Source organism: Acetobacter sp. AN02, from assembly GCF_029759835.1.
GTDB lineage: Bacteria > Pseudomonadota > Alphaproteobacteria > Acetobacterales > Acetobacteraceae > Acetobacter.
This window is the reverse complement of the sequence record NZ_JAJJND010000017.1, coordinates 1-26,971: the sequence shown is the minus strand read 5'-3', so window position 1 is coordinate 26,971 and position 26,971 is coordinate 1. Positions and strand designations below refer to the sequence as shown.

Sequence of the window (26,971 nt, the reverse complement as noted above, 5' to 3'; positions counted from 1 at the left end):
TCATGGCCGACACGACCCCGCTTCCCGCCCCGACTCTGATGCTGCACGACAGCCATCGCCGGACCACCCTGCCCTTCGAACCGCTCGATCCCGCGCATATCCGCGTCTATTACTGCGGACCGACGGTCTATGATCTGCCCCATATCGGCAATCTGCGGGCCATGCTCAGCGCCGATATCCTCACACGGCTGCTCCGCAGGCTCTGGCCCCGCGTCACCTTCGTCCGGAACATTACGGATGTGGACGACAAGATCACAGCACGCGCCCGGGAAAACGGAGAGGATATCGCAAGCCTCACCGCCCGCACGACACTGGATTTCCATCAGGACACGTCCGCCATGGGCATGATCTTTCCTGATATCGAACCCCGGGCAACACACCATATCCCCGATATGCTGGAGATGATCGGACGGCTGATCGCCTCCGGGCACGCCTATGAGGCAGACGGACACGTCCTGTTCTCCGTCTCCTCCTTCCCCGATTACGGCGCCCTGTCAGGCCGCGATCCGGACGAGCTGCTGGCCGGAGCCCGCGTGGAGGTCGCCTCATGCAAACGTGATCCGGGCGATTTCGTGCTGTGGAAGCCCTCCGATGCGGACCAGCCGGGATGGGACTCCCCCTGGGGCCGCGGACGCCCGGGCTGGCATATCGAATGCTCGGCCATGTCCCGCCGCTACCTCGGGGAAAGCTTCGATATCCACGGCGGAGGCTCGGACCTCCTCTTCCCGCACCACGAAAACGAACGCGCACAGAGCCTGTGCTGCTTCCCCGGCAGCCGTTTCGCGAACTACTGGCTGCACAACGCAATGCTGCTGGTCGATGGCGAGAAAATGTCGAAATCCCTCGGCAATTTCCTCACCATGCGCGACGTGCTGGACAAAGCCCCGGCAGAAGCCCTGCGCCTGTTCTTCCTCGGCTCACATTACCGCTCAACACTGAACTTCACATGGTCCGGAGTGGATACGGCAAAAAAAACGCTCGACAGATTCTACCGCGCCCTGGAAGCCCATCCGGACGCCCGACCCTCGGCGGAACTGCCCGTCGCATTCCTCGCAGCCCTGTGCGACGATCTCAACACACCCGCAGCCCTCGCAACCCTGCACCAGATGGCCGCACGCGCCCTGGCCGGAGAGACGGATGCGGCAGCAGATCTTCTGAGCGCGGCACAGTTCCTCGGCGTCCTCCTCGCCACACCCGGAGACTGGTTCCGCGGCAGCGCGGCCGACGGCGCGGACGAGCAGCAGATCGAAAACCTGATCAGAGAGAGACTGGCCGCACGCAGGGAGAAAAACTTCGCCCGGGCAGATGAGATCCGTAACGAACTGGCGGCACAGGGCATCACCCTGGAAGACGGACCACAGGGCACCACATGGAGACGCAGCTGATGACAGGACGTGACGGCGGAGCCGATCTGAAGCCGGAAGGCAACACGCCGGTCGTGATCCTGGTCCGGCCCCAGCTTGCCGAGAATATCGGCGCCACGGCCCGCGCCATGGCCAATGGCGGACTGTTCCATCTCCGCCTCGTCGCCCCCCGCGACGGCTGGCCGCAGAGCCGCGCCTGGCGATCCGCCTCCGGTGCGGACCGGATCCTGGACGCCGCAGAGGTTTTCGAAACCGTTGATGAGGCAACCGCAGACCTGCATCACGTCTTCGCCACATGCCCCCGCCCGAGACATATCGTCAAAACCGTCCTCACCGCACGCGGCGGCGCAGCCGAACTCAGAGCCATCACCGTCAGAGGCCTGCGCTGCGGCCTCCTCTTCGGCCCCGAACGCGCAGGCCTCGATAACGAGGACATGGCACGGGCAGACGCCCTGATCCGCTATCCGCTGAATCCGCGTTTCATGTCTCTCAACCTTGCACAGGCCGTGATGATCATGGCCTATGAATGGTACATGGCCGCAGACGCCACGCCGCCACGTACGCTGATGACCAACGAGACGCATGTTGCCACCAAGGGCGAGCTGGATAATTTCATGCGTCATCTTATCACTGAACTCGACGCCTGCGGGTTCCTGAGAAACGAGCAGAAAAGGCCCGGAATGGTACGCAACCTCCGCCATTTCTTCACACGGGGCGAAGTCACCGAACAGGAACTCCGGACACTGCACGGAGTGGTGTCAGAACTCTCCCGATCGCGCGGCAGGCCTTCCGGCTGAGACATATCTGGTGTTTTATTGCATAAGTGAAATACATGAATTGAATGTGAGCCATTCTCACACACTCAAAGGAGAGACAGAGTGACACAGAACAGACCACCGCTGATCGGAATGATGCTTCTGAACGATTCCGAATCGAACCGCGGAACCGGCTTCACCAATGAGGAACGCCGGGCTCTGAAGCTGGAAGGTCTGATCCCCCCGCAGGTCGAAACCCTGGAGCGCCAGAAAGAACGGATCGAGAAACACCTGGCCGCCAAGGATGACGATCTGGAGCGCTATATCTATCTCCAGTCCCTGCTCGACCGGAACGAGACGATGTTCTACGCGGTCCTGATGTCGGACCCGGCACGCTACGTCCCGATCGTCTATGCCCCCACACTCGCCACCGTCTGCCGCCGCTTCAGCCATCTCTACCGCCGCCCGCGCGGAATGTACATCACGCTGGAAATGAAGGGCCGCATCGCGGAAGTCCTGCGCAACTGGCCGAAATCCGATGTCCGGACCATCTGCGTCACAACCGGCGGCCGTATCCTCGGGCTTGGCGATATCGGCGTGAACGGCATGGGAATCCCTATCGGCAAGCTGCAGCTCTACACAGCCTGCGGCTCCGTCCCGCCCGCCGCCCTGCTCCCGATACAGCTCGATATCGGCACGACCAACGCCGCGCTGCGGGCCGACCCGCTTTATCTCGGTCTTCGCCGGGAACCGCCGCCGGAGGAGGAACTCGACGCCTTCGTGGACGAGTTCATGTCCGCAGTGCAGGAAGTCTTCCCAGGCTGCTGCGTCCATTACGAAGACTGGCGCGGCACCGATGCCCTGCGCTATCTCGCAAAATATAAAGACAGCTACCTGTGCTACAATGACGACATTCAGGGAACCGCCGCCGTCACGCTCGCAGGCATCATCACCGCGCTCAAGGTGACAGAATCCTCACTCAGCGATCAGAAATTCCTGTTCTTCGGCGCCGGTGCCTCCGCACTGGGCATCTCGGACCTGCTCGTCTCAGCACTCGTCGCAGAGGGAATGAGCGAAAAGGAAGCCCGCGAACGCATCACCATGATCGACAAGAACGGTCTGGTGGAATCCTCCCGCACAGATCTGATCCCTGAACAGAAAATCTACGCAAAAGACACGACGGCGGAAAAAGATCTTCTGACGATCATCCGTAACACACAGCCGACCGTCCTGATCGGCGTCTCCACCGCAGGCGGAACCTTCACGAAGGACGTCGTGGAGGAAATGTGCCGAATCACGGAACGCCCGATTATTTTCCCGCTCTCCATTCCCAACGCGGAATGCACGGCAGAAGACGCCTTCGCATGGTCCTCAGGCAAGGCCCTGTATGCAGCAGGCGTTCAGTTCCCGACCTGCGCCACACCGGAAGGACGTACGCTGTTCCCCGGCCAGGCCAATAACTTCTACATCTTCCCGGCCCTCGGCCTCGCGCTTTACGCCACGCGGGCAAAACGCGTGACAGACGCGCTGATTATCGAAAGCGCTCATGCCCTGGCCGATCAGGTCAGCGCCGTCTCGCTCGAAAAGGGCCAGCTTTACCCGCCTCAGGACGATATCGGAGACGTCTCCGTCACCTCCGCCGTCCGCCTTGCGGAATTCATCTTCCGCGAAGGTCTCGCCACCGTGGAACGCCCGAAAGATATCCGCCGCTGGATCGAAGGCATGACATACAACCCCTCCTATGCCACCCCGGCAGACGTTCCCTGAACCACCAGTTCAGCCCGGTCTGAGCGGAGCCAGTCCGCAAGCAGCGCCCCGGTTTCATCCGGGGCCAGCCTGCTCCGCCCCTTCAGAGCACATTCCCACACCACGGCCACACGCCAGCCCGCCTCCCGCAAAGCCGCAGCGGACTGCCGGTCACGAAGTTCGTTCCGCGCTATTTTCGTGCGCCAGAACTCCTCACGTGTTCCCGGCCAGCAGAACAGATGACAGTCATGGTGGTGCCAGAAACAGCCATGCACGAAAATAACCGCTCTGTATTTCGGAAAAACAAGATCCGGTTTCCCCGGCAGACCACGCCCGTGCAGACGATACCGGAATCCGGCCGCAAAAAGCATCTGCCGGACCGACATCTCGGGCTTCGTATCCTTGCCTCGCACGGCTGCCATGTTCCGACGCCGCGTCTGCGCGTCGTGAACATCCGTCACCCGATCACCGCCCTCATATGCGGCCGCATGATCCGCGCAACCTCGCAAAAAACAGGCACGGCCACGGAATTTCCGAACTGCCTGTAGGCCTGCGTGTCAGAAACCGGAATACGGAACTCATCCGGAAACCCCATAAGCCGCGCACATTCACGCGGTGTCAGTCGGCGGGGACTTACTCCCTCTCCCCGGCTGACAAGAATTTCCGATCCATCCTTATAATATCTTGCAAAAAGCGTGCGGGCCACATCATCGGAGCCGACAAGACCAAAGCCGAAACCATTACCCCGCGCACGATGCTTTTCCGCATAGTTCTTCAGATAAAGCCAGAGTTTATCAGACAGGGTATATTTCGCACCGACCGCGGCCAGCGCTCCTTCGGTCCATGGCAGCTCAGCCTTCTCCGAACCGTCCTGCGGATGCAGAACATCCCGCATCCGTAAACTCCCTTTCGCAGGCAGACACAGGTCCTCCCACGAAAAGGGAACATCCTCACGGAACCCGACCAGAACAATCCGCTCACGATGCTGCGGCAGAAAATGCTGAGCATCAATCACGCGATACCACAGATGATACCCGAGTTCCTCGCGCAGGGTCCGGACAATCACCTCAAATGTGCGCCCGCCGTCATGGCTCTGAAGGTTCTTCACGTTTTCAAGAAGAAAGGCCGCCGGACGCTTTGCCTGAAGAATACGGGCAACATCAAAAAAGAGCGTCCCCTGGGCCTCACAGGCAAACCCGTGCTGCCGTCCCAGCGCATTTTTCTTCGACACACCGGCAATCGAAAACGGCTGACACGGAAAACCCGCAAGCAGAACATCATGATCCGGAATCAGAGAGACATCCTCAAGCTGAGTGATATCCCCGAAAACCGGTGTCTCACCCGGAAAATTCGCCTCATAGGTCTTCCGTGCGAACGCGTTATATTCCGACGTGAAAACACATTCCCCGCCGATCCGGTCAAATGCCTGACGCAGCCCGCCGATACCGGCAAACAGATCAATAAACCTGAATCCGCCCGCCCCGCTCACTCACCCCGTCTCCGGCGGTTCATCCTGTCCCGGATCGCGATAAACGCGGCCACATCCCCTTCCGTACAGTTCCACGGCAGGGACACACGCAGCGCCTGCCCCGCCAGATCGCCCGCCCCCATCGCCGCCAGCACATGAGACGGCGCCACCTTGCCGGAAGAACAGGCGGACCCCGCAGACACGCACACACCCTCCATATCCAGAGCAATCAGAAGAGCCTCAGACCGCATACCAGGCACGGCAAAATTCAGCGTGTTCGCCAGACGCGGTGCAGTCGCACCGAACACCTCAGCCCCTTCCGTCCGCTCGGCTTCCTCAATCCGGTCACGAAAACCAGCCAGACGGACCTGCTGTGCCTCACGTGTCGCCAGAGCGGCCACCAGCGCCGCAGCCATCCCCGCAATCGCCGGAAGCGGCTGCGTACCCCCGCGCCGCCCGCGCTCCTGACCGCCCCCCTCAAACAGCGGAGGAAGAGCGCGCACAGACGAACCGGCCAGAAGCAGTGCTCCGGCCCCTTTCGGCCCTCCGAATTTATGTCCGGAAATCGCAAGACTGGTCACACCCGGCAGAAGAGACACCGGCACACGCCCCGCCGCCTGAACCGCATCGACATGCAAAAGCGCACCACTCCCCGCACAGATCCGGGCAATATCCCCAAGAGGATGCAGCACCCCCGTCTCGTTATTCGCCGCCATGACACAGACCAGAGCCGGGACCGGAAAGTCAGCCAGCGCACGCTCCAGCGAGTCGAGACACAGCTCCCCGCTCTCGCGCACCGGAAGAGAAAGCGCCTGCGGTGCGGCACGCCGGACGGCATCATGCTCGGTCGCACCGATCAGAACCCGACGCCCCCCGCTCAGTCCGGAAACAGCCAGTGCGCAGGCCTCCGTTCCGCCGGACGTAAAGACGCAGTTCTCTTCCGAAGCCCCGAATGCGGACGCAATATCCCGGCGTGCCCTGTCGAGAACAGCCCGCGCCTGCTTCCCCGCGCGATGCACCGAAGACGGATTACCGGCAAGAGACGCCGCCTCCGTCATCGCATCCAGGGCCTCAGGCCGAATCGGTTCCGATGCGTTCGCGTCAAGAAAGATCATGGGACCAGCCCGGACCGCAGTATAAAAACATGTCCATCTGCCGATTTATGTGGCTTTTTGTTTCGCGTCTTCGCTATGAAGGGCCTTGCACGGCACAAGCCTGAGCAGGCTGGCCACCGGCCCTGCACTGTCGGAGCCGCAAAAGCAGGAAACAGAACGGGAGCGGCAGATGATTATGAATGGTCTCCGATCTGAGTCAATCTCCCGGCAGGTTTTCCGAAGGCTCAGCACGGCCCGAAAGGCAGGCTCGGTGTTTCTGAGCCGCTGAATTCTGCCCCGCCGGATTTTTCTCCGGCATCACACGACCGGAAGCGGCACGGCAAAGTCACCTTCCGGTCATCTGGTGTAAAACCGGAGCTGTCGCCATGCCCTGTGGGCGTCAGCCGCAAACCTGGAAACGTAATGCCCGAGGTTATGTTCGCCGGCCCTGAAGGCCGCCTTGAAGGTCGTTACCACCACTCTCCGGAACCCAACGCCCCTCTCGCCCTGGTGCTTCATCCCCACCCGCTGCACGGCGGAACGATGAACAACCGCATCACATACGCAATGTACCGGTCCTTTGAGAAAATGGGCTTCTCGGTCATGCGCTACAATTCCAGAGGCGTGGGCCGTTCGCAGGGAAAATTCGACGGTGGAATCGGAGAGATTTCAGACGCCGCCGCAGCCCTCGACTGGATGCAGATGGTCAATCCGAACTCCGGAGCACTGTGGATCGCAGGCTATTCCTTCGGTGCCTTCGTCGGCATGCAGCTCCTGATGCGCCGCCCGGAAGTCAGCGGCTGGATCAGCGTCGCCCCCCCGGCCGCGCATTACGATTTCGGCTTTCTCGCCCCCTGTCCCTGCGGCGGACTGATGATCGCAGGCGGACGCGACGAGCTCGCCCCGGAACCCGCCATCCGCAAGCTCGTGGACAAGCTCAATACACAGAAAAACGTTGAGGTGGACTACCGCATCTTCCCCGATGCAGATCACATCTTCGCAGACCAGGCAGACCAGGTCGTCGATGCCCTGGAAGACCACGTCACCACCATGACAGCCCGCCGCACCATGCCGCTCGCTGCAGACTGAGACATCCCGGTGCGCCGTCCCTTTGTTACAGACGGCGCACCGCTCAGATCATTCCCCTCTGCCGCAGGCTGATCCGCTCGTCCCTGTCGATCACCAGATGATCATGCAGGACAACCGACAGCAGCCCCCCTGAACGCCGCAGATCCTTCACCATCACCGTATCCGTCAGCGCCTGCTGCTGAATGCCCCCGCCACCGGACGGGCAGAACCGCAACGTGATCAGTGCCGTCGCATGCAGAACCAGCGCGCGCCTCATGACCGCGGCCGCCGCCACACCCGGCCCTGCACCCTGCACCGACACGACAACCGCCTCATCCGCAATCAGCCTGTTCCGGTTGTCCAGATAAAGCGCGCGAAGCTGACCAGGCTGCCCCGCAGCCTCCGTACCGTCGATATAGGCCATAAGCGCAGGCCAGTCGCTGAGCTGCCGGCGCATACGCGGATCCGGCCCGGACAGACAGGCTGCAGCCTCCTCAGCCAGACGCATCACGGCACCTCCGCCCGGCTCAAGCCCCGCACGCACCAGTAACTCCTCCGGCGCAGCCAGAACCGCCTCGAAAGAGCCGAACACATTCAGCAGCGTCTTCGCCAGCGGCTTGGTATCCCCGCGCGGCATGACGAAAAACAAAAGCATCTCCAGAAGCTCATAATCCGCCAGAGACCGCGCACCCCGCCCGAGAACACGCTCCCGCATCCGGGACCTGTGCCCCGACGGACCCGAACTCCTGAACAGGGGCTGACCGGAAGACGGACGCGCCGCCCCCTCCTCAGAAAACCGTCCGGCATCCATCACAGCTCTCCCGCCGGAACAATAAAGCGCTGACAAACGCCTCCGGAACATCTGCGCAGCACAAGGCTCACACACATACCGTGACCCATATTTTTGCAGATATTTCAGGAACACACATGACAGCCGGACCGGATTAAGACTAACAGAAAAGCACAAGGTCCATTGTAACGGAAAAATAACGGTGATGAAAATCAGTACCCGTCTGAAAACAGGCTTTTCCGCTGTGGTCGCGGCCGGACTGGCCGCAGCTTCCTGCGCCCCCGCACTCGCCAGGCAGCCGGCTTTTTCCTCCCAGAGAACGGACGCCACCGCCGACGGCCAGACCGTCGTGCAGTACACATTGCGGAACAGCCACGGAATCGAAGTCCGCTTCCTGTCACTCGGCGGTATCATCACCGCAATCATGACACCCGATAAAAACGGTAATTTCGCCAATATCGTGTGCGGCTTCCCCAGCACCGGCGAATACCTGACGACCGGCGTCGAGAACAGACTGCATTTCGGTGCACTCATCGGACGCTACGCCAACAGAATCGCAAAAGGGAAATTCACGCTCGACGGCCAGACCTGGCAGATCCCCGTCAATGATCCGCCCAACGCCATCCACGGCGGACCGGTCGGGTTCGACCGCCACAACTGGCAGGTCTCGCGCGTCTCCGCACCCGACGGCGCCGTAGCCGCACGCCTCACGCTCGTCAGCCCGGACGGAGACCAGGGCTTCCCCGGAGAACTGACCGTCAGCGTCACATACACGCTCAACGACAAAGATCAGCTCCTGCTGCACTACACGGCGTCCACAACAAAACCCACGGTCGTCAACCTGACGAACCACACCTATTTCAACCTGAGCGGACAGCCCGGACATTCCATAGAACAGGAACTGCTGACCATCTGGGGTGAAAGATGGACCCCGACAGACAGCACCGGAATCCCCACAGGCACGATCGAACCGGTCGCCGGAACATCCCTCGACTTCCAGGAAGAAACCCAGCTCGACACAAGACTGAACGCCCCCTCCCCGCTGCTGACCGCATCCCGCGGCCTCGACGCCAACTGGATCATCAACGGCCCCTACGGCATCGCCGCACGTCCCGCCGCACGCCTGCTCGATCCCGCAACCGGCCGGATGGTCAGCATCCTCAGCACCCAGCCCGGCCTGCAGGTCTTCACCGGAAGAGGCTTCGGCAACGGCACCGTCCTCCCGCTCTCCACACAGCTGCGACTGCCGACAGACGCCATAGCCTTCGAACCAGAACACTTCCCGGATTCACCAAACCACCCGCAATTCCCCTCCACCACGCTGCTGCCAGGCCAGTGGCTGAATGAAACAACCGCCTACCAGTTCACCACACTCACAGGACGTGAAGGATTGTCTTCCCCTCCGGCGCAGGCTCCGGCACAATAGGCAGCAACCGGCTTCCGCCCCCCACGGGCGGGAGCCGCTCGCGGTTGCGGTAACGTAACCCTGCCCTTGCCGGAGACGGGGACCATGGCTTCCCAGACAATCGAATCCATTTCCATCAGCGAAGATGGCCTGATGACAGATTGCAGAATCCATCTGTCATCCCTGTGGACCAGCATGAGCGAGGAAGCCTGCGTCTGCAGCGACCCCCTGGTCCGGAGCCTCCTTAACACGGGCATACGCTCACACTCCGATTTCTCCTCAGCCCTCGCCGCACTGCTCGGCAGAAAACTGGGAGACCAGTCCGTCTCCTCCGCCAGCATGACGGAACTGGCACAGGAATGCTTCCTGGACTGCCCCGACGTCGTCTGCGATGCCGGAGCCGACCTCGCCGCAATCCGGGATCGTGACCCGGCCTGCACCGATTTCGTCACACCGTTCCTGTTCTTCAAAGGCTACCACGCCATCCAGGCCTACCGCGTCGCACACTGGCTGTGGCAGGCCCAAAGACGCTACCTGGCCCTCCATATCCAGAGCCGCGCCTCAGAACTGTTCGGCGTCGATATCCACCCCGCAGCCAGACTCGGACGCCGGATTCTCTTCGATCACGGCACAGGAATCGTCATCGGGGAAACCTGCGTGATCGAGGACGACGTCTCCATCCTCCAGGGCGTCACCCTGGGCGGAACAGGCAAACACCACGGAGACCGCCACCCCAAAATCCGCCGCGGCGTCCTGATCGGCGCAGGTGCAAAAGTGCTCGGAAACATCCAGCTCGGAGAAGGTGCCAGAGTCGGCGCAGGCTCCATCGTCCTCGAAGCCGTCCCCCCCTACACAACCGTCGTCGGAAACCCCGCCCGCAAGGTCGGCACACGACACACAAACCTGCCATCCCTGACAATGGACCAGACCCTGCCAGCCATCGACTATATGATCTGAAAGCTCCGCCAGACAGACGGATGGAAAATAAAGAAGATTATACAGTTTGTAGATACGTCCGCTTGGGGGGGGGGAGGGGAAGTATGATATCTGCTTTCGGTCAGAAAATATAAGGAAGCGGACAACTACACGCGCAAAAGTTTTGATCATCTTGCGACCGATGCAGCCCCAGTCGGCACCTGCATAACCCGAAAAACCACGATGCTACGGGCCATTGCATTTATGTAGACGAGGATTTCTGAGCAATTTATACGAAAAAATATGAGGATGTGAGGACCAAGAACTCTTGTGCTTCAGATAGATGATACCGCAGCGCTCTGCTATCGCACATAGCAGAGCGACGGGAATGGCCAGAAAAAGTGTAAGGACTGAGATTTATTGAATGATTATGTGTTACCCCATGATTGTTTATGAATTTTAATCAACTCGTAAGGCATTGAAGAAAGTATAAATAAAATGTTAAAAATAATATTATGGATATTACTCACGTTAATTTCGGTCTATTTACTTGGAGATAAGGTCCGTATAAATAAAAATATAAATTCATTTTTCTTGCTTCTTGAAGATAATTATTCCATTATAAATGAGAGAATGGAAAATACAACTGTAATGAGTGGGTTGAAATCCCTTGGTCGCTTGTATGGAAAAATATCGTTAATATGTTTTGCATTAGTTTTTGTTTTTTCAAATAATTTTTCTCATAAGATGCATTTTTTTGTTTTTGTAAATTATATTTTTATATTTTCTTTTATGGGGTGGTTTTCTATATATTGGGTTTCTAACCATAGAGCAATAATAGATAAATTTAAATGGGATAATATTATGATTATTTTATTTCCCACTTTATTAGGATTATTTGATTTTTTTTCAAACAGTAAATTAACGGAACCTTTTTCTGATTTTATTATACAAACATCAAATATAATTGGATGGAAAATAGATTTTTATAATCCGATATATTTCGGATTAACATTTTCTATTATTATTTTTTTTGTATTTGTATTTTATTATATTTTTACTTGGGCTATAATGATATGCGGCGTTCTTCCTTCTCTCGTTGTGGCATTAACAGGGATTTTACTGGCTAGAGGAATTTCAAGAATTGATCCTAAAAATAAATTCTACTGGCTGGCAATCATACTTTGGTGCAGCGTCTCAGCATATTTAACATTCGGTGGTTTGTAGAAAACCTTAGCAAGGTCGGCTTTCAAGATATTCTTGCTTTCAACCAAAAAGATAGATCTGAGAGCATAAACAGCCGTATCCGCAGACAGAATAATCGTCAGCCCCCCCCCCCCCGCATCACCCCTCACCACTCCCCCAGTCCTCCCGAAGCCCGACCAGAAAGATCCGGACGGCCCGCCTGATACATGCCCGGACACTCTCCGGGCTGACCGAAGGATCATCCGTCCCCGAAAGCCCGCTCAGAAGAAAATTACCTGCCGTCATCCCGAAAATATACCGGCTCAGATATCCGGCATCCTCATCCGGATGACCGTGCTGCGTGCAGTATTTCTTCAGCCAGTGAACAAGAATATTCGTCTGCCCGCCACGCTCCAGACGCAGAAGGATCTGTCCCGGCTCCCTGGTTCTGCTCGATTCCGACACGATCGCACGCATCAGACACACACGGTCCGGCCGGAGCAGAAACTCCGTCAGATTCATCAGGATAACCGACAGCTCTTCCTCGGGAGAGCAGACCTTGTCACATGGCCGGACGGAAAACCGGAACAGCTGCTCCTCAAACAGGGCATGAAACAGCTCCTGCTTGGAAGGATAAAGCTGATACAGAGTACGCTTGGACATCCCGCAGCACTGGGCAACCAGATTCATGGAAGCCGCGTGATAGCCATGCTCCACCAGAACCTTGCACGCAGCACTCAGAATCTTCCCGCGACGCTCCCCCTCGGCCATTTCCAGCGGACGACCCGGCCCCTGAGAGCGACCGGAAGCCGCACATTCTCCGTGCTTCCGCTCGGATGACGGTGTCTGCACCACGATAGGACGCCCCCTGCTTGACCCTATTTAGGAAACCGGATAGTTTTTATATCACACAGTAGAACATCCCGTATAATCATACCACCTTTGCCACCCCCTCATAAACAGCGCGATATCGCACCACCCACCTTCGAACGCTGACAGGACCACCCGCCCGTGTACAGGCCCCGCACCAGACAGATGACCCCGCTGCTGCTCTCCGCCGTCAGCCTCCTCGCGCTGACCGCATGCGAGAAGAAAGCAGCAAAACCCCCGCCCCCCCCCCCGCAGACGGCAGAATTCATCACCGTCAGCCCCCGGGCCGTGCATGTTACCACAGAACTCCCCGGCCGCATCTCATCCTATGAGATCGCCATGGTCCGCCCCCAGGTCAACGGCGTGATCCAGAAAAGACTTTTCACGGAAGGCACGGACGTGGTGGCCGGCCAGCAGCTGTACCAGATTGACCCGCGCGTCTATCAGGCCGCCTATGACAGCGCATCAGGCCAGCTCGCCCAGGCAAAGGCCAACGCCTTCACGGCCCGCGCGAAATTCGAGCGCTACGGCCCCCTCGTGAAAGCCCATGCCGTCAGCAAGCAGGAATATGATGACGCCCGCGCCGCATCGGACGCCGCCGATGCCCAGGTTCTGATCGCAAAAGGACAGGTGGAGAACGCAGCCGTCAACCTGAACTACACGCAGGTCAGAGCCCCGATCACAGGACGCATCGGACGCTCGCTCCAGACCGTCGGTGCCCTCGTCGCCACGGGACAGGCCGCAAACCTGTCCGTCATCACCCGGCTCGACCCGATCTACGTGGACGTCAATCTCCCCGCCGTATCGCTCCTGCGCCTTCGTGAGGAGGTCGCATCCGGCCGGATTCAGACCGGAGACGACAAATCCGCACCGGTTTCCCTTAAAATGGAAGACGGTACGACCTATAAAGACCCGGGTAAAATTCAGTTTAACGAGGTCAACGTCGATCAGGCCACGGCAACCGTCGTTGTCCGTGCCGTCTTCCCGAACCCGGATCACCTGCTCCTCCCGGGCATGTACGTCCACGCCTCCCTCGACGAAGGCATCAATCCGGACGCCATCCTGGTCCCGCAGCAGGCCCTGTTCCGCAACACGCGCGCGGAACCCGAAGTCATGGTGCTGGACAGCGATAACAAGGCATCCATCCGGAACGTCACGACAGGTCCGGCCCACGGAACCGACTGGATCATCACGGACGGTCTGAAGCCCGGCGACAGGGTTGTCGTCACGGGACTGCAGAAGATCCATCCCGGCGACAAGGTCAATCCGCAGCCCTATTCCGAAGATACGTCCGCCCCGGCTGACAGGAAGTAATCCGGCATGTCCATTTCCCGTTTCTTTATCGACAGGCCGATCTTCGCCTGGGTGATCGGCCTGCTGATCATGCTCGTCGGCGGCGTGAGCATCTTTACGATGTCCATTGCGCAGTACCCCACGATCGCCCCGCCGCAGGTCTCCGTCTCGGTCATCTATCCCGGCGCCTCGGCAGAGACCGTCACGAATACGGTTGTCCGGCCCATTCTCCAGCAAATGAATGGCCTGGACCACCTCGAATACATCTCGGCGCAGTCCTACGCCTCCGGGCAGATGGAAATCGACCTGACCTTCGCGCAGGGCACGAACCCTGACATCGCGCAGGTACAGGTGCAGAACAAGCTGCAGCTTGCCCAGCCGAAACTGCCGCCCGAAGTCACTGCACAGGGCCTGACCGTGGCGCGTGCAGCCAAGAACTTCATGATGGTGCTCGGATTTATCTCAACCGATAACTCCATGCAGTTTGACGATATTGCGGACTATGTCTCCTCCAACGTGTCCGATCCCCTGACCCGCGTATCCGGCGTCGGCGATCACACGCTGTTCGGATCCGAATACGCCATGCGTATCTGGATAGATCCGACAAAGCTCTACAAATACTCCCTGACGATGGGAGACGTGCAGTCCGCGATCCAGACACAGAACATTCAGGTGGCCTCCGGTGAACTCGGCGGCCTTCCCGCGAAGAAGGACGTGCGGCTGGATGCCACTATCATCGGCCCGACGCGCCTGAACTCTCCTGATGAATTCGCGAAAATCATTCTCAAGGTGCAGCAGGACGGCTCCCAGGTCCGCATCCGCGATGTCGGTCGGGTGGAGCTTGGCGCTCAGACCTACAACTTCCAGTCCTATTACAATGGCATGCCGGCCGCCGGTATGGCGCTCAAACTGACACCCGGTGCGAACCAGCTCACGACGGAAGACGCTGTCCGCAAGGAAATCGCAGAGCTTGAGAAATTCTATCCGCACGGCCTGAAAACCGTCTACCCGCTGGATACGGAGCCGTTCATCACCCTCTCCATTCACGAGGTTGTTGAAACGCTGTTCGAGGCGATTCTGCTCGTCTTCCTCGTGATGCTGATCTTTCTGCAGAATTTCCGCGCCACGCTGATCCCGACGATCGCGGTGCCGATCGTTCTGCTCGGAACATTCGGTATCATCAGCACTCTTGGTTATTCGATCAACACACTGACTATGCTTGCCATGGTGCTTGCCGTCGGCCTGCTGGTCGATGACGCGATCGTGGTGGTTGAGAACGTCGAGCGTCTTATGTCGGAGCAGAAAATGTCTCCGCTTGAGGCCTCACGTGTTTCCATGGACGAAATCACCGGCGCCCTGTTCGGTATCGTCATGATCATGACGGCGGTCTTCCTGCCGATGGCGGCGATTTCCGGCTCTACCGGCGTGATCTACCGCCAGTTCTCGATCACGATCTGTGCGGCCATGTGGCTGTCCCTGCTGGTTGCCGTAGTTCTGACACCCGCACTCTGTGCGACGATGCTCAAGCCGGGCAGTCACGCTAAGGAGAAGGGCCTGTCCGGCTGGTTCAACAGATCGTTTGACCGGATGACCAGAGTCTATCTCCGCGGCGTTCAGTTCATGATCGGGCATTATATCCTTTCATGTATCGTCTTTGTCCTGATCACGACCGCCACGGTTGTCCTCTTCCTTCGCATTCCCGCAGGCTTCCTGCCCAACGAGGATCAGGGGCTGGTGTTCGGTCAGATCACGATGCCTCCCGGAACACCGATGGAGCAGACCAGAAAGGTCAGTAGCGAGGTTTCAGACTGGATCCTCAGGACCGAAGGCAAGAATGTGGAGTCCGTCTTTGTTGCGAACGGCTTTAACTTCGCAGCCCAGGGACAGAGCGCGGCCGCCTTCTTCGTCAAACTGAAGGACTGGGACGTCCGCCCCGCTCCTTCCCAGTCGGCTGATGCGATCGCAAAGCGTATCCTGCTCCATTATCTCGGCACTCCGAAGGCGCAGATCATCGCCTTCAACATTCCTGCCGTCATGGAGCTTGGTAACGCGGCCGGTTTCGATATGGAGCTGGTTGACAGCGGACACGTCGGACATGAAGCCCTGCTGAAAGCCCGTAATATGGTTCTCGGCATGGCCGCCAAGGATCCCCGCCTGATGGCTGTAAGACCGAACGGCATGGATGATGCCCCGCAGTATCATCTCGATATCGACCGGGAGAAGGCGAACGCTCTGGGCGTCAGCATTACCGATATCAACACGCTGATCGAGGGGGCGCTGGGCTCGATCTATGTCAACCAGTTCACCCGCAGCGATCGTGTGAAGCAGGTCTATATCCAGGGTATGCCGTCATCCCGCATGCTTCCGGAGGATCTGAGCGCCTGGTATCTGCGCAATGCCTCAGGAACGATGGTGCCCTTCAACGCCATCGCCTCGGGCAACTGGATCGTCGGTCCGCAGAAGGTTGAGAACTATAACGGCCTGAACGCCTTTGAGATTCTCGGCCAGCCTTCCGCCGGTCACAGCTCCGGAGAGGCCATTCAGGCCATGACGGAGATTGCGAGCAAGCTTCCGGCGGGGATCAGCCATCAGTGGACCGGCCTGTCGTACGAGCAGATGGCGTCCGGCTCCTCAACCGGCACGCTCTATGCTCTTGCGGCCGTCGTGATCGTGCTCTGCCTTGCGGCCCTGTATGAAAGCTGGGCCATTCCTCTGGCCGTGGCTCTGGTGATTCCGCTGGGTGTGCTCGGCGCGATCATGGGCACGCTCTTCCGCGGGATGGACAACGACGTGTATTTCCAGGTCGGTCTTCTGACGACCGTCGCCCTGTCCGTGAAGAATGCGATTCTGATCGTGGAATTTGCCAAGGCGAATTTCGAGAGCGGTCAGAGTCTGGAAGAGGCCACGTTCAACGCTGCGCGCGAGCGCCTGCGTCCGATCCTCATGACCTCTATCGCCTTCGTTCTGGGTGTATTCCCTCTGGCGATCGCGTCAGGAGCCGGATCGGCTGCCCGTGAGGCTATCGGCACGGCCGTGGTCGGCGGCATGCTCTCCGCCACGGCCCTTACGATCTTCTTTGTACCGCTGTTCTTCGTGATCGTCCTGCGCCTGTTCCGCGTGCAGCGTCCTGAAAAACCCGGAGGAAACTCCGTATCACAAACGCCGTCTCCGGAGGCACACGCATGATATCCGCCAGCACTGTTCTCCGGGCCGGCAGGACGTTCTCCTCACTCTCGTTTGCTGCCGTTCTCGCAGCCGGCTGCACGATGATTCCGCATTATGATCGTCCTGCGCCTCCGGTGGCTGATCACTTCCCTGCCGAGCCTCTGATGCCCGGACATACACATGCGGAGCGGGTCAAGGCTCTGGCCGCGGATATCGGCTGGGAGGATTTCTTCACGGATCCGCGCCTGAAGGCGCTGCTTGCAATCGCCATGCGGGAAAACCGCGATATGCGCGGGGCAGCAGCAGCAGTTGCGGCAGCAGCGGGTCAGTATGAAGTCCAGCATGCCGGTCTGTTCCCGCCTATCGGGGCGACCGGTCAGGCCATGTATATGGCACCATCCCGGACAGGCGGTCTGAGCTTTGCCCCTGGTGTCGGCCAGCAGATCTCGACGTTCCGCTATTACAGCGCCGGAATTGGTTTCTCGTCCTACGAGATTGATCTGTTCGGACGAATCCGCAGCCTCTCACAGTCCGCAGCCGAATCGGCACTGCAGCAGGTGGCGAATGAGCGTAGCGTACGGATCAGCGTGGTCTCGCAGGTTGCCAATGCCTATATCGCCTGGCTTGGAGACCGTGAGCTTCTGAAGGTTGCAACGGACAGCACACGCAATCTGGAGGATAATCTCCGCCTGATCCGTCTGCGGTATGATCATGGTCAGGAAAACATGCTGACGGTCCGGCAGGCCGAGACGCAGGCTGATCAGGCCAGACAGCTCAAGGATCAGCAGATCCGGCTGGTTGCTCAGGACGAAAATCTGATCACGCTGCTCATCGGTGCGCCGCTTCCAGCTGATCTTCCGCCGCCCCGACCTCTGGGTGAACAGACGATCCGGGCGGATATTCCGTCAGGGATTCCGACAGATCTTCTGTTCAGGAGACCCGATATTCTGGCAGCCGAACACGATCTTCTTGCGGCAAATGCCAATATCGGCGCCGCACGAGCAGCGTTTTTCCCGAAAATCACGCTGACTGCGTCAGACGGAATCAGCAGTCTTATGTTCCGCAGACTGTTCACCGCTCCGGCCACAACATGGGGGCTGAATCCCAATATTTCGATCCCGATTTTTACCTGGGGACAGAACAGCGGCAATCTTCATGCGGCCAAGGCACAGAAGCAGGCCAAGCTGAATACCTATGAAAAGGCAATTCAGACCGCATTTAGGGAAGTTGCCGATACGCTCGTCGCCCGGTCTGCCTTTGCCGACCAGGCCAGGCAGATGGACGATTATGTGCAGTCATCGCGGGATGCTTACCGCCTGTCACGCATGCGGTATCAGGCCGGCACGGATTCCTATCTGAATCAGCTCGTCATGCAGCGGAATCTGCTGCAGGCCGAACAGGCACGGACATCCGTCGTGGTCGGGAAGTATCAGAACCTGGTGGCGTTCTATCGCTCTCTCGGAGGGGGCTGGACACAGCGGAGCGTCGATACGGCCACCGTGCCGGGTAACCTCACGCCTCGACAGAACGGATGACAGGGAGGCGCGGCTCAGTAGCCGCGCTGCCCGTATCCGCCACTGTTTCCGGATGAGCCGTTATTCCATCCGCTGCCGCCGGGCGGTGGCGGACGACGGCCCTGATCATAGCCTTGGCGGTTGTCCCATCCGTCATGGGGACCGCCACGATGATGGTCGTGATGAAGCCCGTCATTACAGGCTGTCAGGGCGACCAGCGTGGATGAAAGCGCAATTAATCTGATGAACGGACGCATTCTCAGCCTCCTTCTGAAGCCTTGGTTCCGCGGCGAGAATGCCACAGGGACAGAAAGTCGATCTGATGCAGCAGGACGGGAGAAAAGCCTGCGTCGCGCGTCAGGTCGGCCAGGTAATTGCGTGCGCCAGGGAAGAGCATACGGGGCGCTTCCACCAGAAGCAGAGGCTCGAATGTCTCTGCGGTGGAGTTCCGGAGAGAAAACAGTCCGGCCCAGGTAAACTCAGCCTCAAAAAGACGCGGCTGAGAAGGCTCGTTTTCTTTCGGAAGCATCGGAAACCCCTGGCAGCGCAGGACGAGACTCACCTCGAAATCCGGGGAATTATCTGCGATCTGCCGTGCGGCCACATCAATATGGGCGAGCACTTCCGGACGAATGGGCGGGCGCGTATGCAGCGTCGGGTCATCAATGATTACGAAACGGGTGGAACGGAGATACTGTGCCCCGATCAGCAGCGACGGCGCCGAATTTCCCTCTCCCTGCACCGCACCTGCGACAGTATCGATGACGCTTGAATCGTTCATTTTTATCTTCCTTGCGCCTGCCATGAGCGCAGTCTGTTTTTTCAGATCACCGCAGCAGAGTGTTGCCGTTGTTTAGCAGACATGAAGTCCTGCGACGAGACTGAAGATAATCTCCGGAATAAGTTATTTTTTTGAAAATTTTCCGTGCAGAAGCCCCAGAGCAGGGGCCGGTTTCCAGTTTTTCGGCAGTTCCGAGCGTGCGAGCGGTGCTATGTGATAATCCGGCACCGGCACGTCGGAACTCTGCAGGAACTGGCTGTAGGCCCTCACCTGCTCTCGCCTCCACGCGCAGTCTGACTGCGCGGCTTCCCTTGTGGAATACCAGCCGGCGATGCTCCGCTTCGTGCGTATGACGGCAACCACTGCCCATCCCCTGTCGTTCTGCTTTCCTCTGCCGACCCTGCTGCCAGGCAGTTCAAACGGCAGGATCTCAACCATCCGCACCAGCCCCTCATATGATCAATGCCTTCATGACGAGACCACAGCTGATGCGATCACGGCAAGGATTTCCCGCTTCTTCTTGCTCCGCCGCATGGCTTTGGCTAGGACAACAGAAATGATCCGTCTCATTCTCATCCTTCCTTTCTTTCTTGCCCTTCTGGTTTTTGCCGCCAGTAATCAGGAGGGAGTACAGCTGTGGATGCTGTACTGGAGCTGGCAGTCCTCGATCGGAATTGTTGCGGTTATTCTCGGGCCTCTGTTTTTTATCCTTGGTGCCTTCGCTCTGTGGGTGACCTCCATGTCACAACGCCGCCGGGCATCCAGAGCGGAGCAGCAGATCAGGGAGCTGGAGAACCGGCTTTCCGCCCAGCGTGATGAGCTTGAGCGCCTGCGCATCCAGCTCGGACAGCCTTCCGTGGGGGGGCGTCCTGCCGCCGTTGCACCTGTCACGAGCGATCCTGCGCCGGATATTGGCTCCCTGCCCCCGGCTCACTGACGGAAGTCTGATTTCATGCGTAAGACTCAGATCATCGTGGCTCTGGACACACAGAATCCGGCTCAGGCCCGTGAATGGATTGCTCAGGTCCGGCCTTTTGCAGGAGCCGTTAAGCTCGGGCTTGAATTCACGTATGCGGCGGGTCCTGCCGCCGTGGCCGAAATTGCCCGGGATACCCCTGTTTTTCTTGATCTGAAGCTGCATGATATCCCGAACACTGTTGCCGGGGCACTCCACGCTCTCGCCCCGGTTCAGCCAATGATGCTCACGATTCATGCCGCAGGCGGGGCCGGAATGATTTCCGCCGCGAGACAGGCCATCAATGAGGTCTGGCCTGAGGTGAAACGTCCGCTGCTTCTCGCCGTCACGGTTCTGACCAGTCTGGATGACTCCGCGCTTGCCGAAACGGGTATTACGGATGGAGCGCAGGCCCAGGTCATACGGCTGGCTGGTCTGGCTCTTGCTGCCGGGGCCGACGGGCTGGTCTGCTCGCCCCACGAACTTGCGGTTCTTCGCAAGACTTTCGGGGACGGTCCCGTGCTCGTAACGCCGGGCATCCGACCGGCCGGAGCGGCTGTCGGAGATCAGAAGCGTGTTATGACACCGGCTCAGGCCCGGGATGCCGGAGCAGACTGGATCGTTGTCGGACGGCCGGTGACGGGTGCGGCAGATCCTGCACAGGCTGCTGCCGCCATTGCCGGGGAACTGACCCGGTGAGTCCGCAGACCCGCGTCAAGATATGCGGGCTTACGGAGGAAGCAGGACTTGAGGCGTGCATCTCCGGGAAGGCCGACTGGGTCGGGTTCGTGTTCTTCCAGCGATCTCCCCGCCACGTCTCACCTGAACGGGCGCGGGATCTTATCCGCCTTGTCCCGGAAAACTGCCCGCAACGTGTCGGACTGTTTGTCGAGCCATCCATTGAGGACATCCGCAGGGTCCTCGATATCACTCCGCTTGATATCCTGCAGCTGAACTCCTCCCTGGCTGCTGCGACCGCGATACGGGATTTTTTCCGGATACCGGTCTGGCAGGCCTGTTCTGTCTCAGATCCGGGTGATCTGCCGGTCTCAGATATACCGGACGGCTATGTTCTGGATGCCAGACCTCCTGCCGGAGCAGACAGACCAGGAGGAAACGGGCTGGCATTTGACTGGCGGCTGACTGGCGGCTGGCAAGCTCCCCGCCCCTGGCTGCTGGCCGGGGGGCTGACGCCCGATAACGTTGCGGAAGCGGTTCGCATAAGCGGGGCTGCTGCTGTCGATGTTTCCTCGGGCGTCGAAAGCGCACCCGGGAAGAAAGACCCTCTGGCCATACAGGCTTTTCTGAAAGCCGCGCGGGGGTAATTCCTCCGATCCTTCTCCGTTGATTTTTACCGGCGCAGGTCCCGGGCGGTTTCTGCCGACACGACGCGGCGACCGACCGGCCACAGTGAAATGACGGCCAGCTTGAAGCTCTGGAGCCCGAAGGGAATCCCGATGATGGTCAGGCAGCAGAGGAGGCCTGCAACGATGTGGGAGAAGAACAGCGTCAGACCAAAAGTGCAGGCCCAGACGATATTAACGACAAAGCCAATCGTCCCCATGGCTGCCGTCAGAGGAGTATCCGTTTTTCCGTCAAGATCCCGGACATTCACGATCTCCCTGCCGAACGGCCAGGCGGACATTTTTGCAAGCTCAATCGCCGCACGTGTCAGTGGCAGCCCCACGATCGACAGAGCAAAGACAACCGCCCCGGCAAGCCAGAGCAGGGAGGTGTACCAGCCGCCGAACACGAACCAGATTATATTTCCGATAAAGCGCATCAGTTATCTCTTTCCTGGTTTCGTGCCCCCAGATGAATCGTACCTCTCCGTTCGGCAAGCCGGATCTGATGTTCACGTTCGGCATAGCGATGCCGCTGCTCTTCCGTCCTTGTGCCGAAACAGTGGCGACAGGATACACCCTCCTGATATTCGGGGGCTGTACGATCCTCGCTGCTGAGCGGGTGGCGACAGGCATGGCAGAGCGTGAAATCTCCGGGACGAAGACCGTGCCCCACGCTCACACGCTGGTCAAATACGAAACACTCTCCGTCCCACAGGCTGTTTTCCTGCCCGACAGTCTCAAGATATTTCAGAATACCACCCTGAAGGTGATAAACGTCGTCAATACCTTCAGATTTCACGAAAGCCGTTGCCTTCTCGCAGCGGATACCACCGGTACAGAACATCGCATATTTCGGTGTCCGCCCCTGCCCTTCCAGCTCTTTGCGACGGGAGCGGAACCACTCCGGAAACTCCCGGAATGATTTTGTCTGCGGGTCCACGGCACCGCGAAACGTGCCGATCGCGACTTCATAATCATTACGTGTGTCGATCAGGATCGTATCCGGATCCGAGATCAGCGTGTTCCAGTCTTCGGCAGAGACGTAATGACCGGTCTTATGAGCGACATCGAGATTTTCCACGCCCATCGTGACAATCTCGCGCTTGATCCGGACTTTCATTCGCAGGAATGGCATCTCCGGGCTGCGGGAATATTTCACCTCGATATCCGCACATCCCGGAAGCGTCCGGATAATGTCCAGAATGGCTCTGATATCCTCATCCCGCCCGGCAATCGTACCGTTCAGCCCTTCCGGCGCGACGAGGAGGATGCCGTGGATCCCCAGCCCGTCACAATCCGCCTGCAGGCGCTCCCGCAGAGCGGCGCAGTCGTCAAAAGGAGTGAAACGATAGAGTGCTGCCACACAGATCGGAAGATTGTCAGACATGCTGCTTTTCTGCCTCCGCTGCAGGGAGGATGCAATCACGGAATATACACATCCTGAACTGCCGGACCCGTCAGAGAGGACATCAGCGTCCCGTCTGTCCCCGGTGGCGCAGAAGATGATCGGCGAGAACACAGGCCATCATGGCTTCCCCCACCGGCACAGCCCGGATACCGACACAGGGGTCGTGCCGTCCTTTTGTGACGACCTCTGTATCCGTACCATCGCGCGTGACGGAGCGCGTCGGTGTCAGCATCGAACTTGTGGGCTTGATGGCAAAACGCACCACGACAGGCTGACCGGTCGAGATACCACCAAGGATGCCACCGGCATGATTCGATCCGAAAGCCACCTTCCCGTCCTGCATGAACATTTCATCAGCGTTTTCAGGACCGGTATAGCCTGCGACAGCTGCACCGTCTCCGATCTCCACCGACTTGACGGCATTGATGCCCATCATCGCTCCGGCAAGATCGGCATCCAGCTTGGCATAGAGCGGCGCCCCCAGCCCGGGCGGAACGCCCTCCGCCACGATCTCTACCATGGCACCGACGGAAGACCCGGCTTTGCGGATTTCCGAAAGATAGGTTTCCCACTCAGACACGCATCCTGCATCCGGGCAGAAAAACGGGTTCTTCGTTACCTCGTCCCAGGACCACCGGCTGCGATCGATGTGCTTCGTTCCCATCTGCACCAGTGCACCGCGAATACTCACGCCGCTCCCGATGATTTTCCGGGCAATCGCTCCTGCGGCAACGCGCATTGCGGTTTCCCGGGCTGAGGAACGGCCACCACCGCGATAGTCCCGCAAGCCGTATTTGGTATCGTAGGTATAATCCGCATGCCCCGGCCGGTAGGTGACAGCTATATTGCCGTAATCCTTCGATCGCTGATCCGTATTCTCAATGATGAGAGATACAGGCGTGCCGGTGGTCCTGCCTTCGAACACGCCGGAGACGATCCGGACCTGGTCCGGCTCGCGCCGCTGTGTCGTGAAGGCGGACTGGCCGGGCCGGCGCAGATCAAGAAACGGCTGGACATCAGCTTCCGAGAGCGGAATTCCCGGAGGGCAGCCGTCCACGACACACCCTATGGAAGGCCCGTGGCTTTCGCCCCATGTCGTGACACGGAAAAGATGACCGAACGTGTTGTGTGACAAGAGCGGGATCCAGTGTGGCAGAAATCAGTCGTCGGACACGAGCGAGACGTCCGGGGCATCCGGATCTTTCATTCCGACAAGATGATAGCCTGAATCCACGTGATGCGTCTCGCCCGTAACGCCGGAAGAGAGGTCGGACAGAAGATAGACACCCGCACCCGCGACATCCTCGAGCGTCGTGTTACGACGCAGCGGCGCATTGTGCTGGTTCCATTTCAGAATATAGCGGAAATCGCCGATGCCGCTGGCGGCCAGTGTCTTGATCGGACCGGCAGAAAGCGCGTTGACGCGAATTCCGTCTCTGCCGAGATCAGCCGAGAGATACCGCACGGAGGCCTCAAGCGCAGCCTTGGCAACACCCATGACATTATAATGCGGCATGACACGCTCGGAGCCGAGATAGCTCAGTGTCAGAAGTGAGCCGCCCTCATTCATCATGGCGGACGCACGCTGTGAGACCGCGACAAAGGAATAACAGGAAATATCGAGCGCCGTGCTGAACGCCGCACGCGGGGTATCAGCGTAGCGACCACGCAGATACTGTTTGTCTGCCCAGCCGATGGCATGAACGACAAAGTCGATAGTGCCCCATTTTTCCTTTACGGCGGCAAACATCCTGTCCAGATCTTCATCACTGCCGACATCGCAAGTCAGGATCAGATCGGCTCCGACACTTTCAGCAAGAGGGCGCACACGCTTGCCGAGCGCTTCTCCCTGGTAGGTAAAGGCAACCTCCCCACCCTGCGCGACGACGGCTTTTGCTATGGCCCATGCAATAGAGCGGTCATTGGCGACACCCATAACGATTCCGCGCTTACCCTGCATCAGAGAACCCTGAAAAGCAGGTGTGGCACCACCATCAGACATGCTATCTACCTCGGAAGAAACCAAAACAAAGTGTTACTGCTCTGAGGTGGTCGCATAGCACAACCTGAGCGACAAGTCTGGACAGAGCACAAAATAACGAAAAATTATCATTTTCCATCCGGAGCCACTTGTTTATGTCTGATTCTCCTCAAACATTGCCTCTGATCGATCATGGAAACGATCCGTTCGATCTGTTTTCGACTTGGATGAGTGAGGCGGAAAAGACTGAACCCTCTGATCCCAACGCAATGACGCTTGCCACCGTCACCCCGGAGGGGCGTCCGGATGCGCGTATCGTTCTTCTCAAGGGCGCGGACAGAGGCGGATTCGTCTTCTATACTAATAAAGACAGCCGCAAGGGGCAGGAACTGGCAGAGCGTCCGTCTGCCGCCCTGCTGTTCCACTGGAAATCATTGAAGCGGCAGATTCGCATCGAGGGGCGTGTGGAGCATACCTCGCCCGAGGAAGCCGATGCCTATTTTGCGTCAAGAAGCCGGATGTCCCGCATCGGTGCGATCGCCTCTCTCCAGTCACGCCCGCTTCCGGAGCGTTCCGAATTCGAGGACCGCATTCGCGATACTGAAGAAATATATAAGGAGGGTCCGATTCCTCGTCCCGCGAACTGGTCGGGTTATCGCGTGATACCGGATCGCTTCGAATTCTGGCAGGATCGTCCGTGGCGACTGCATGACCGGGTGATATGGGTTGCCGGAGACGGAGGCTGGTCCGCAACCCGGCTTTATCCCTGAATCATAAGGAACGCTGGAGCCTGAAAAACGTTTTCTCTCAGGACGCTTCCGTGGCCGCCTGAACCCCATGTCTGAACCGGATAACAAGAATGAAACAGGTCAGCAAAATCCTTCTTCCCGTCAGCAGCACCCGGAATATTGAGGCTGCCTTTACGCTGGGGCGTAATTTCGCCCGTCGCTTCAATGCACATCTGGCTGTTCTGCACGTCCGTCCGGATGGCCGTGATCTGGCGCCTCTGGCCGGTGAGGGACTGACCGGTGCCATGGTGGAGGATCTGATGAATGCGGCGCAGCGTGAAGGCGCACGCCGCACCCGTGACATTCATGCAGCTTTCGAGAGTTTTTCGGCCCGAAACAATATCCTGGTCGTCCCGCCAAGCCAGCATTTCCCGCTGGGGCAGCCGAGCATGAGCTTTACGATCCTCAAGGGCGTGGAATCAGAGCTCATCCCCTATCATGCCCGGCTGTCGGACTTTACCCTGGTTCCGCATCCGGATTCCGGTGATGAGGTTTCCTCATCCGAGGCGCTGCACGCCGTTCTTTTCGACAGCGGACGACCCGTCGTGATCGCGCCGCGTGTGCCGCCGGAGAATGTCATACGCCGCGTCTGCATCGCATGGAACGGGACCGCGGAATCTGCTGCGGCGCTGCGAGGAGTTGTTGCCTGGGCATCCACGTCAGAGCGCGTGCGCGTTCTGCATTGCCAGGATTATCAGCGCCGCGGACCGGATGCGTGGGAGGTTGTCGAATATCTCGCGATGCACGGTATCACGGCTGATCGCGAGGAAATTCCGCTGATCGATCGGGATATCGGGCGCAGCATCCTCAATGCCTGCGCGGATTTCAATGCCGATCTGCTTTCTATGGGAGCCTATTCCCACTCCCGCCTTCGTCAGCTCATCCTTGGCGGCGTGACGCGGCATGTGCTTGAGCATGCGCATCTGCCGGTCCTTATGAGTCGCTGAAAACAGCGCGGCATGCCGGTCCGGCGTGCCGTTACAACTTTATTTAACTATTTCCTTTACGTCGTGTCGTCAGTTAAGCAGTATGATGATTGAAGCGAACTGCACTGCTGCGAGGAAAGTAGATTTGAGTTTG

27 protein-coding genes are annotated in these 26,971 nt (G+C 58.8%); 15 read left to right on the top strand and 12 right to left on the bottom strand.

Going from position 1 to position 26,971, the window contains the following annotated elements; all coding sequences use genetic code 11:
- The first annotated feature begins 2 nt into the window (after window positions 1–2).
- The 3 genes from cysS (at window position 3) to LOC54_RS03560 (ending at window position 3,886) form a co-directional block, all read left to right on the top strand.
- Window positions 3–1,385, top strand: coding sequence for a cysteine--tRNA ligase (gene cysS, locus LOC54_RS03570; RefSeq protein ID WP_279312460.1), 1,383 nt, complete (start codon window positions 3–5; stop codon window positions 1,383–1,385).
- On the top strand, window positions 1,385–2,161 hold the full coding sequence (locus LOC54_RS03565) for an RNA methyltransferase (RefSeq protein ID WP_279312459.1): 777 nt from the start codon (window positions 1,385–1,387) through the stop codon (window positions 2,159–2,161). The genes cysS and LOC54_RS03565 overlap by 1 nt, the downstream gene beginning before the upstream one ends.
- Before the next feature lie 111 nt (window positions 2,162–2,272).
- A complete protein-coding gene (locus LOC54_RS03560; RefSeq protein ID WP_279312466.1) occupies window positions 2,273–3,886 on the top strand; it encodes an NAD-dependent malic enzyme in 1,614 nt (537 codons plus the stop codon).
- Here the strand turns inward: LOC54_RS03560 and LOC54_RS03555 are convergent.
- The 3 genes from LOC54_RS03555 to LOC54_RS03545 are packed head-to-tail and all read right to left on the bottom strand — an operon-like array spanning window position 3,859 to window position 6,448.
- Window positions 3,859–4,326, bottom strand: coding sequence for a very short patch repair endonuclease (locus LOC54_RS03555; RefSeq protein ID WP_279312458.1), 468 nt, complete (start codon window positions 4,324–4,326; stop codon window positions 3,859–3,861). The genes LOC54_RS03560 and LOC54_RS03555 overlap by 28 nt on opposite strands.
- Complete coding sequence (dcm, locus tag LOC54_RS03550) at window positions 4,323–5,354, bottom strand: DNA (cytosine-5-)-methyltransferase (protein WP_279312457.1); 1,032 nt, start codon at window positions 5,352–5,354, stop codon at window positions 4,323–4,325. Before dcm ends, LOC54_RS03555 begins: the two co-directional genes overlap by 4 nt.
- On the bottom strand, window positions 5,351–6,448 hold the full coding sequence (locus LOC54_RS03545; protein WP_279312456.1) for a cysteine desulfurase family protein: 1,098 nt from the start codon (window positions 6,446–6,448) through the stop codon (window positions 5,351–5,353). Before LOC54_RS03545 ends, dcm begins: the two co-directional genes overlap by 4 nt.
- Window positions 6,449–6,850: 402 nt before the next feature.
- Here LOC54_RS03545 and LOC54_RS03540 point away from each other — a divergent pair, with 402 nt between their 5' ends.
- Entirely contained in the window at window positions 6,851–7,516 is a 666-nt protein-coding gene (locus tag LOC54_RS03540) for an alpha/beta hydrolase (protein ID WP_279312455.1), read from the top strand.
- A 43-nt stretch (window positions 7,517–7,559) separates the two neighbouring features.
- Here the strand turns inward: LOC54_RS03540 and LOC54_RS03535 are convergent, their stop codons facing one another.
- A complete protein-coding gene (locus LOC54_RS03535; protein WP_279312454.1) occupies window positions 7,560–8,306 on the bottom strand; it encodes a JAB domain-containing protein in 747 nt (248 codons plus the stop codon).
- 184 nt (window positions 8,307–8,490) lie between these two features.
- Between LOC54_RS03535 and LOC54_RS03530 the strand changes: the two genes are divergently transcribed.
- From LOC54_RS03530 to LOC54_RS03520, 3 genes are all read left to right on the top strand, one after another.
- The gene (locus LOC54_RS03530; protein ID WP_279312453.1) at window positions 8,491–9,711 is read left to right on the top strand and encodes a galactose mutarotase; all 1,221 of its coding nucleotides are present in this window, start codon (window positions 8,491–8,493) and stop codon (window positions 9,709–9,711) included.
- Between the two features lie 132 nt (window positions 9,712–9,843).
- On the top strand, window positions 9,844–10,647 hold the full coding sequence (gene cysE / locus LOC54_RS03525) for a serine O-acetyltransferase (protein ID WP_279312465.1): 804 nt from the start codon (window positions 9,844–9,846) through the stop codon (window positions 10,645–10,647).
- 456 nt (window positions 10,648–11,103) lie between these two features.
- Window positions 11,104–11,832 (top strand): hypothetical protein, encoded by a 729-nt coding sequence (locus LOC54_RS03520; protein ID WP_279312452.1) that lies wholly within the window; start codon window positions 11,104–11,106, stop codon window positions 11,830–11,832.
- A 117-nt stretch (window positions 11,833–11,949) separates the two neighbouring features.
- Here LOC54_RS03520 and LOC54_RS03515 read toward each other — a convergent pair whose 3' ends face one another.
- Window positions 11,950–12,645: a TetR/AcrR family transcriptional regulator gene (locus LOC54_RS03515; protein WP_279312451.1), complete on the bottom strand. Its 696-nt coding sequence runs from the start codon at window positions 12,643–12,645 to the stop codon at window positions 11,950–11,952.
- A gap of 180 nt (window positions 12,646–12,825) precedes the next feature.
- Here LOC54_RS03515 and LOC54_RS03510 point away from each other — a divergent pair, with 180 nt between their 5' ends.
- Genes LOC54_RS03510 through LOC54_RS03500 form a run of 3 tightly spaced genes read left to right on the top strand, consistent with a single transcriptional unit; the run spans window position 12,826 to window position 18,653 of the window.
- Window positions 12,826–13,974: an efflux RND transporter periplasmic adaptor subunit gene (locus LOC54_RS03510; protein WP_279312450.1), complete on the top strand. Its 1,149-nt coding sequence runs from the start codon at window positions 12,826–12,828 to the stop codon at window positions 13,972–13,974.
- Window positions 13,975–13,980: 6 nt separating this feature from the next.
- On the top strand, window positions 13,981–17,139 hold the full coding sequence (locus LOC54_RS03505; protein ID WP_279312449.1) for an efflux RND transporter permease subunit: 3,159 nt from the start codon (window positions 13,981–13,983) through the stop codon (window positions 17,137–17,139).
- Window positions 17,136–18,653, top strand: a complete 1,518-nt coding sequence (locus LOC54_RS03500) for an efflux transporter outer membrane subunit (RefSeq protein ID WP_279312448.1) — start codon at window positions 17,136–17,138, stop codon at window positions 18,651–18,653. Before LOC54_RS03505 ends, LOC54_RS03500 begins: the two co-directional genes overlap by 4 nt.
- 14 nt (window positions 18,654–18,667) lie before the next feature.
- Here the strand turns inward: LOC54_RS03500 and LOC54_RS03495 are convergent, their stop codons facing one another.
- The 3 genes from LOC54_RS03495 to LOC54_RS03485 form a co-directional block, all read right to left on the bottom strand.
- The gene (locus LOC54_RS03495) at window positions 18,668–18,889 is read right to left on the bottom strand and encodes a hypothetical protein (protein ID WP_279312447.1); all 222 of its coding nucleotides are present in this window, start codon (window positions 18,887–18,889) and stop codon (window positions 18,668–18,670) included.
- Between the two features lie 2 nt (window positions 18,890–18,891).
- Entirely contained in the window at window positions 18,892–19,413 is a 522-nt protein-coding gene (locus LOC54_RS03490) for a protein-export chaperone SecB (protein WP_279312446.1), read from the bottom strand.
- 123 nt (window positions 19,414–19,536) lie between these two features.
- Entirely contained in the window at window positions 19,537–19,851 is a 315-nt protein-coding gene (locus LOC54_RS03485; protein WP_279312445.1) for a hypothetical protein, read from the bottom strand.
- A 118-nt stretch (window positions 19,852–19,969) separates the two neighbouring features.
- Here LOC54_RS03485 and LOC54_RS03480 point away from each other — a divergent pair, with 118 nt between their 5' ends.
- Genes LOC54_RS03480 through LOC54_RS03470 form a run of 3 tightly spaced genes read left to right on the top strand, consistent with a single transcriptional unit; the run spans window position 19,970 to window position 21,693 of the window.
- The gene (locus LOC54_RS03480) at window positions 19,970–20,350 is read left to right on the top strand and encodes a LapA family protein (protein ID WP_279312444.1); all 381 of its coding nucleotides are present in this window, start codon (window positions 19,970–19,972) and stop codon (window positions 20,348–20,350) included.
- A 15-nt stretch (window positions 20,351–20,365) separates the two neighbouring features.
- Entirely contained in the window at window positions 20,366–21,067 is a 702-nt protein-coding gene (gene pyrF / locus LOC54_RS03475; protein WP_279312443.1) for an orotidine-5'-phosphate decarboxylase, read from the top strand.
- Window positions 21,064–21,693: a phosphoribosylanthranilate isomerase gene (locus tag LOC54_RS03470; protein ID WP_279312442.1), complete on the top strand. Its 630-nt coding sequence runs from the start codon at window positions 21,064–21,066 to the stop codon at window positions 21,691–21,693. The genes pyrF and LOC54_RS03470 overlap by 4 nt, the downstream gene beginning before the upstream one ends.
- Before the next feature lie 26 nt (window positions 21,694–21,719).
- Here LOC54_RS03470 and LOC54_RS03465 read toward each other — a convergent pair whose 3' ends face one another.
- The 4 genes from LOC54_RS03465 to fabI form a co-directional block, all read right to left on the bottom strand.
- A complete protein-coding gene (locus tag LOC54_RS03465; protein ID WP_279312441.1) occupies window positions 21,720–22,151 on the bottom strand; it encodes a YccF family protein in 432 nt (143 codons plus the stop codon).
- The gene (locus LOC54_RS03460) at window positions 22,151–23,101 is read right to left on the bottom strand and encodes a rhodanese-related sulfurtransferase (protein ID WP_279312440.1); all 951 of its coding nucleotides are present in this window, start codon (window positions 23,099–23,101) and stop codon (window positions 22,151–22,153) included. Before LOC54_RS03460 ends, LOC54_RS03465 begins: the two co-directional genes overlap by 1 nt.
- Window positions 23,102–23,183: 82 nt before the next feature.
- On the bottom strand, window positions 23,184–24,257 hold the full coding sequence (gene aroC / locus LOC54_RS03455) for a chorismate synthase (RefSeq protein ID WP_279312439.1): 1,074 nt from the start codon (window positions 24,255–24,257) through the stop codon (window positions 23,184–23,186).
- Between the two features lie 24 nt (window positions 24,258–24,281).
- Entirely contained in the window at window positions 24,282–25,124 is an 843-nt protein-coding gene (gene fabI, locus LOC54_RS03450; protein ID WP_279312438.1) for an enoyl-ACP reductase FabI, read from the bottom strand.
- Between the two features lie 134 nt (window positions 25,125–25,258).
- Between fabI and pdxH the strand changes: the two genes are divergently transcribed.
- Entirely contained in the window at window positions 25,259–25,873 is a 615-nt protein-coding gene (gene pdxH, locus LOC54_RS03445) for a pyridoxamine 5'-phosphate oxidase (protein WP_279312437.1), read from the top strand.
- 89 nt (window positions 25,874–25,962) lie between these two features.
- Window positions 25,963–26,838: a universal stress protein gene (locus LOC54_RS03440; protein WP_279312436.1), complete on the top strand. Its 876-nt coding sequence runs from the start codon at window positions 25,963–25,965 to the stop codon at window positions 26,836–26,838.
- Window positions 26,839–26,971: the final 133 nt, after the last annotated feature.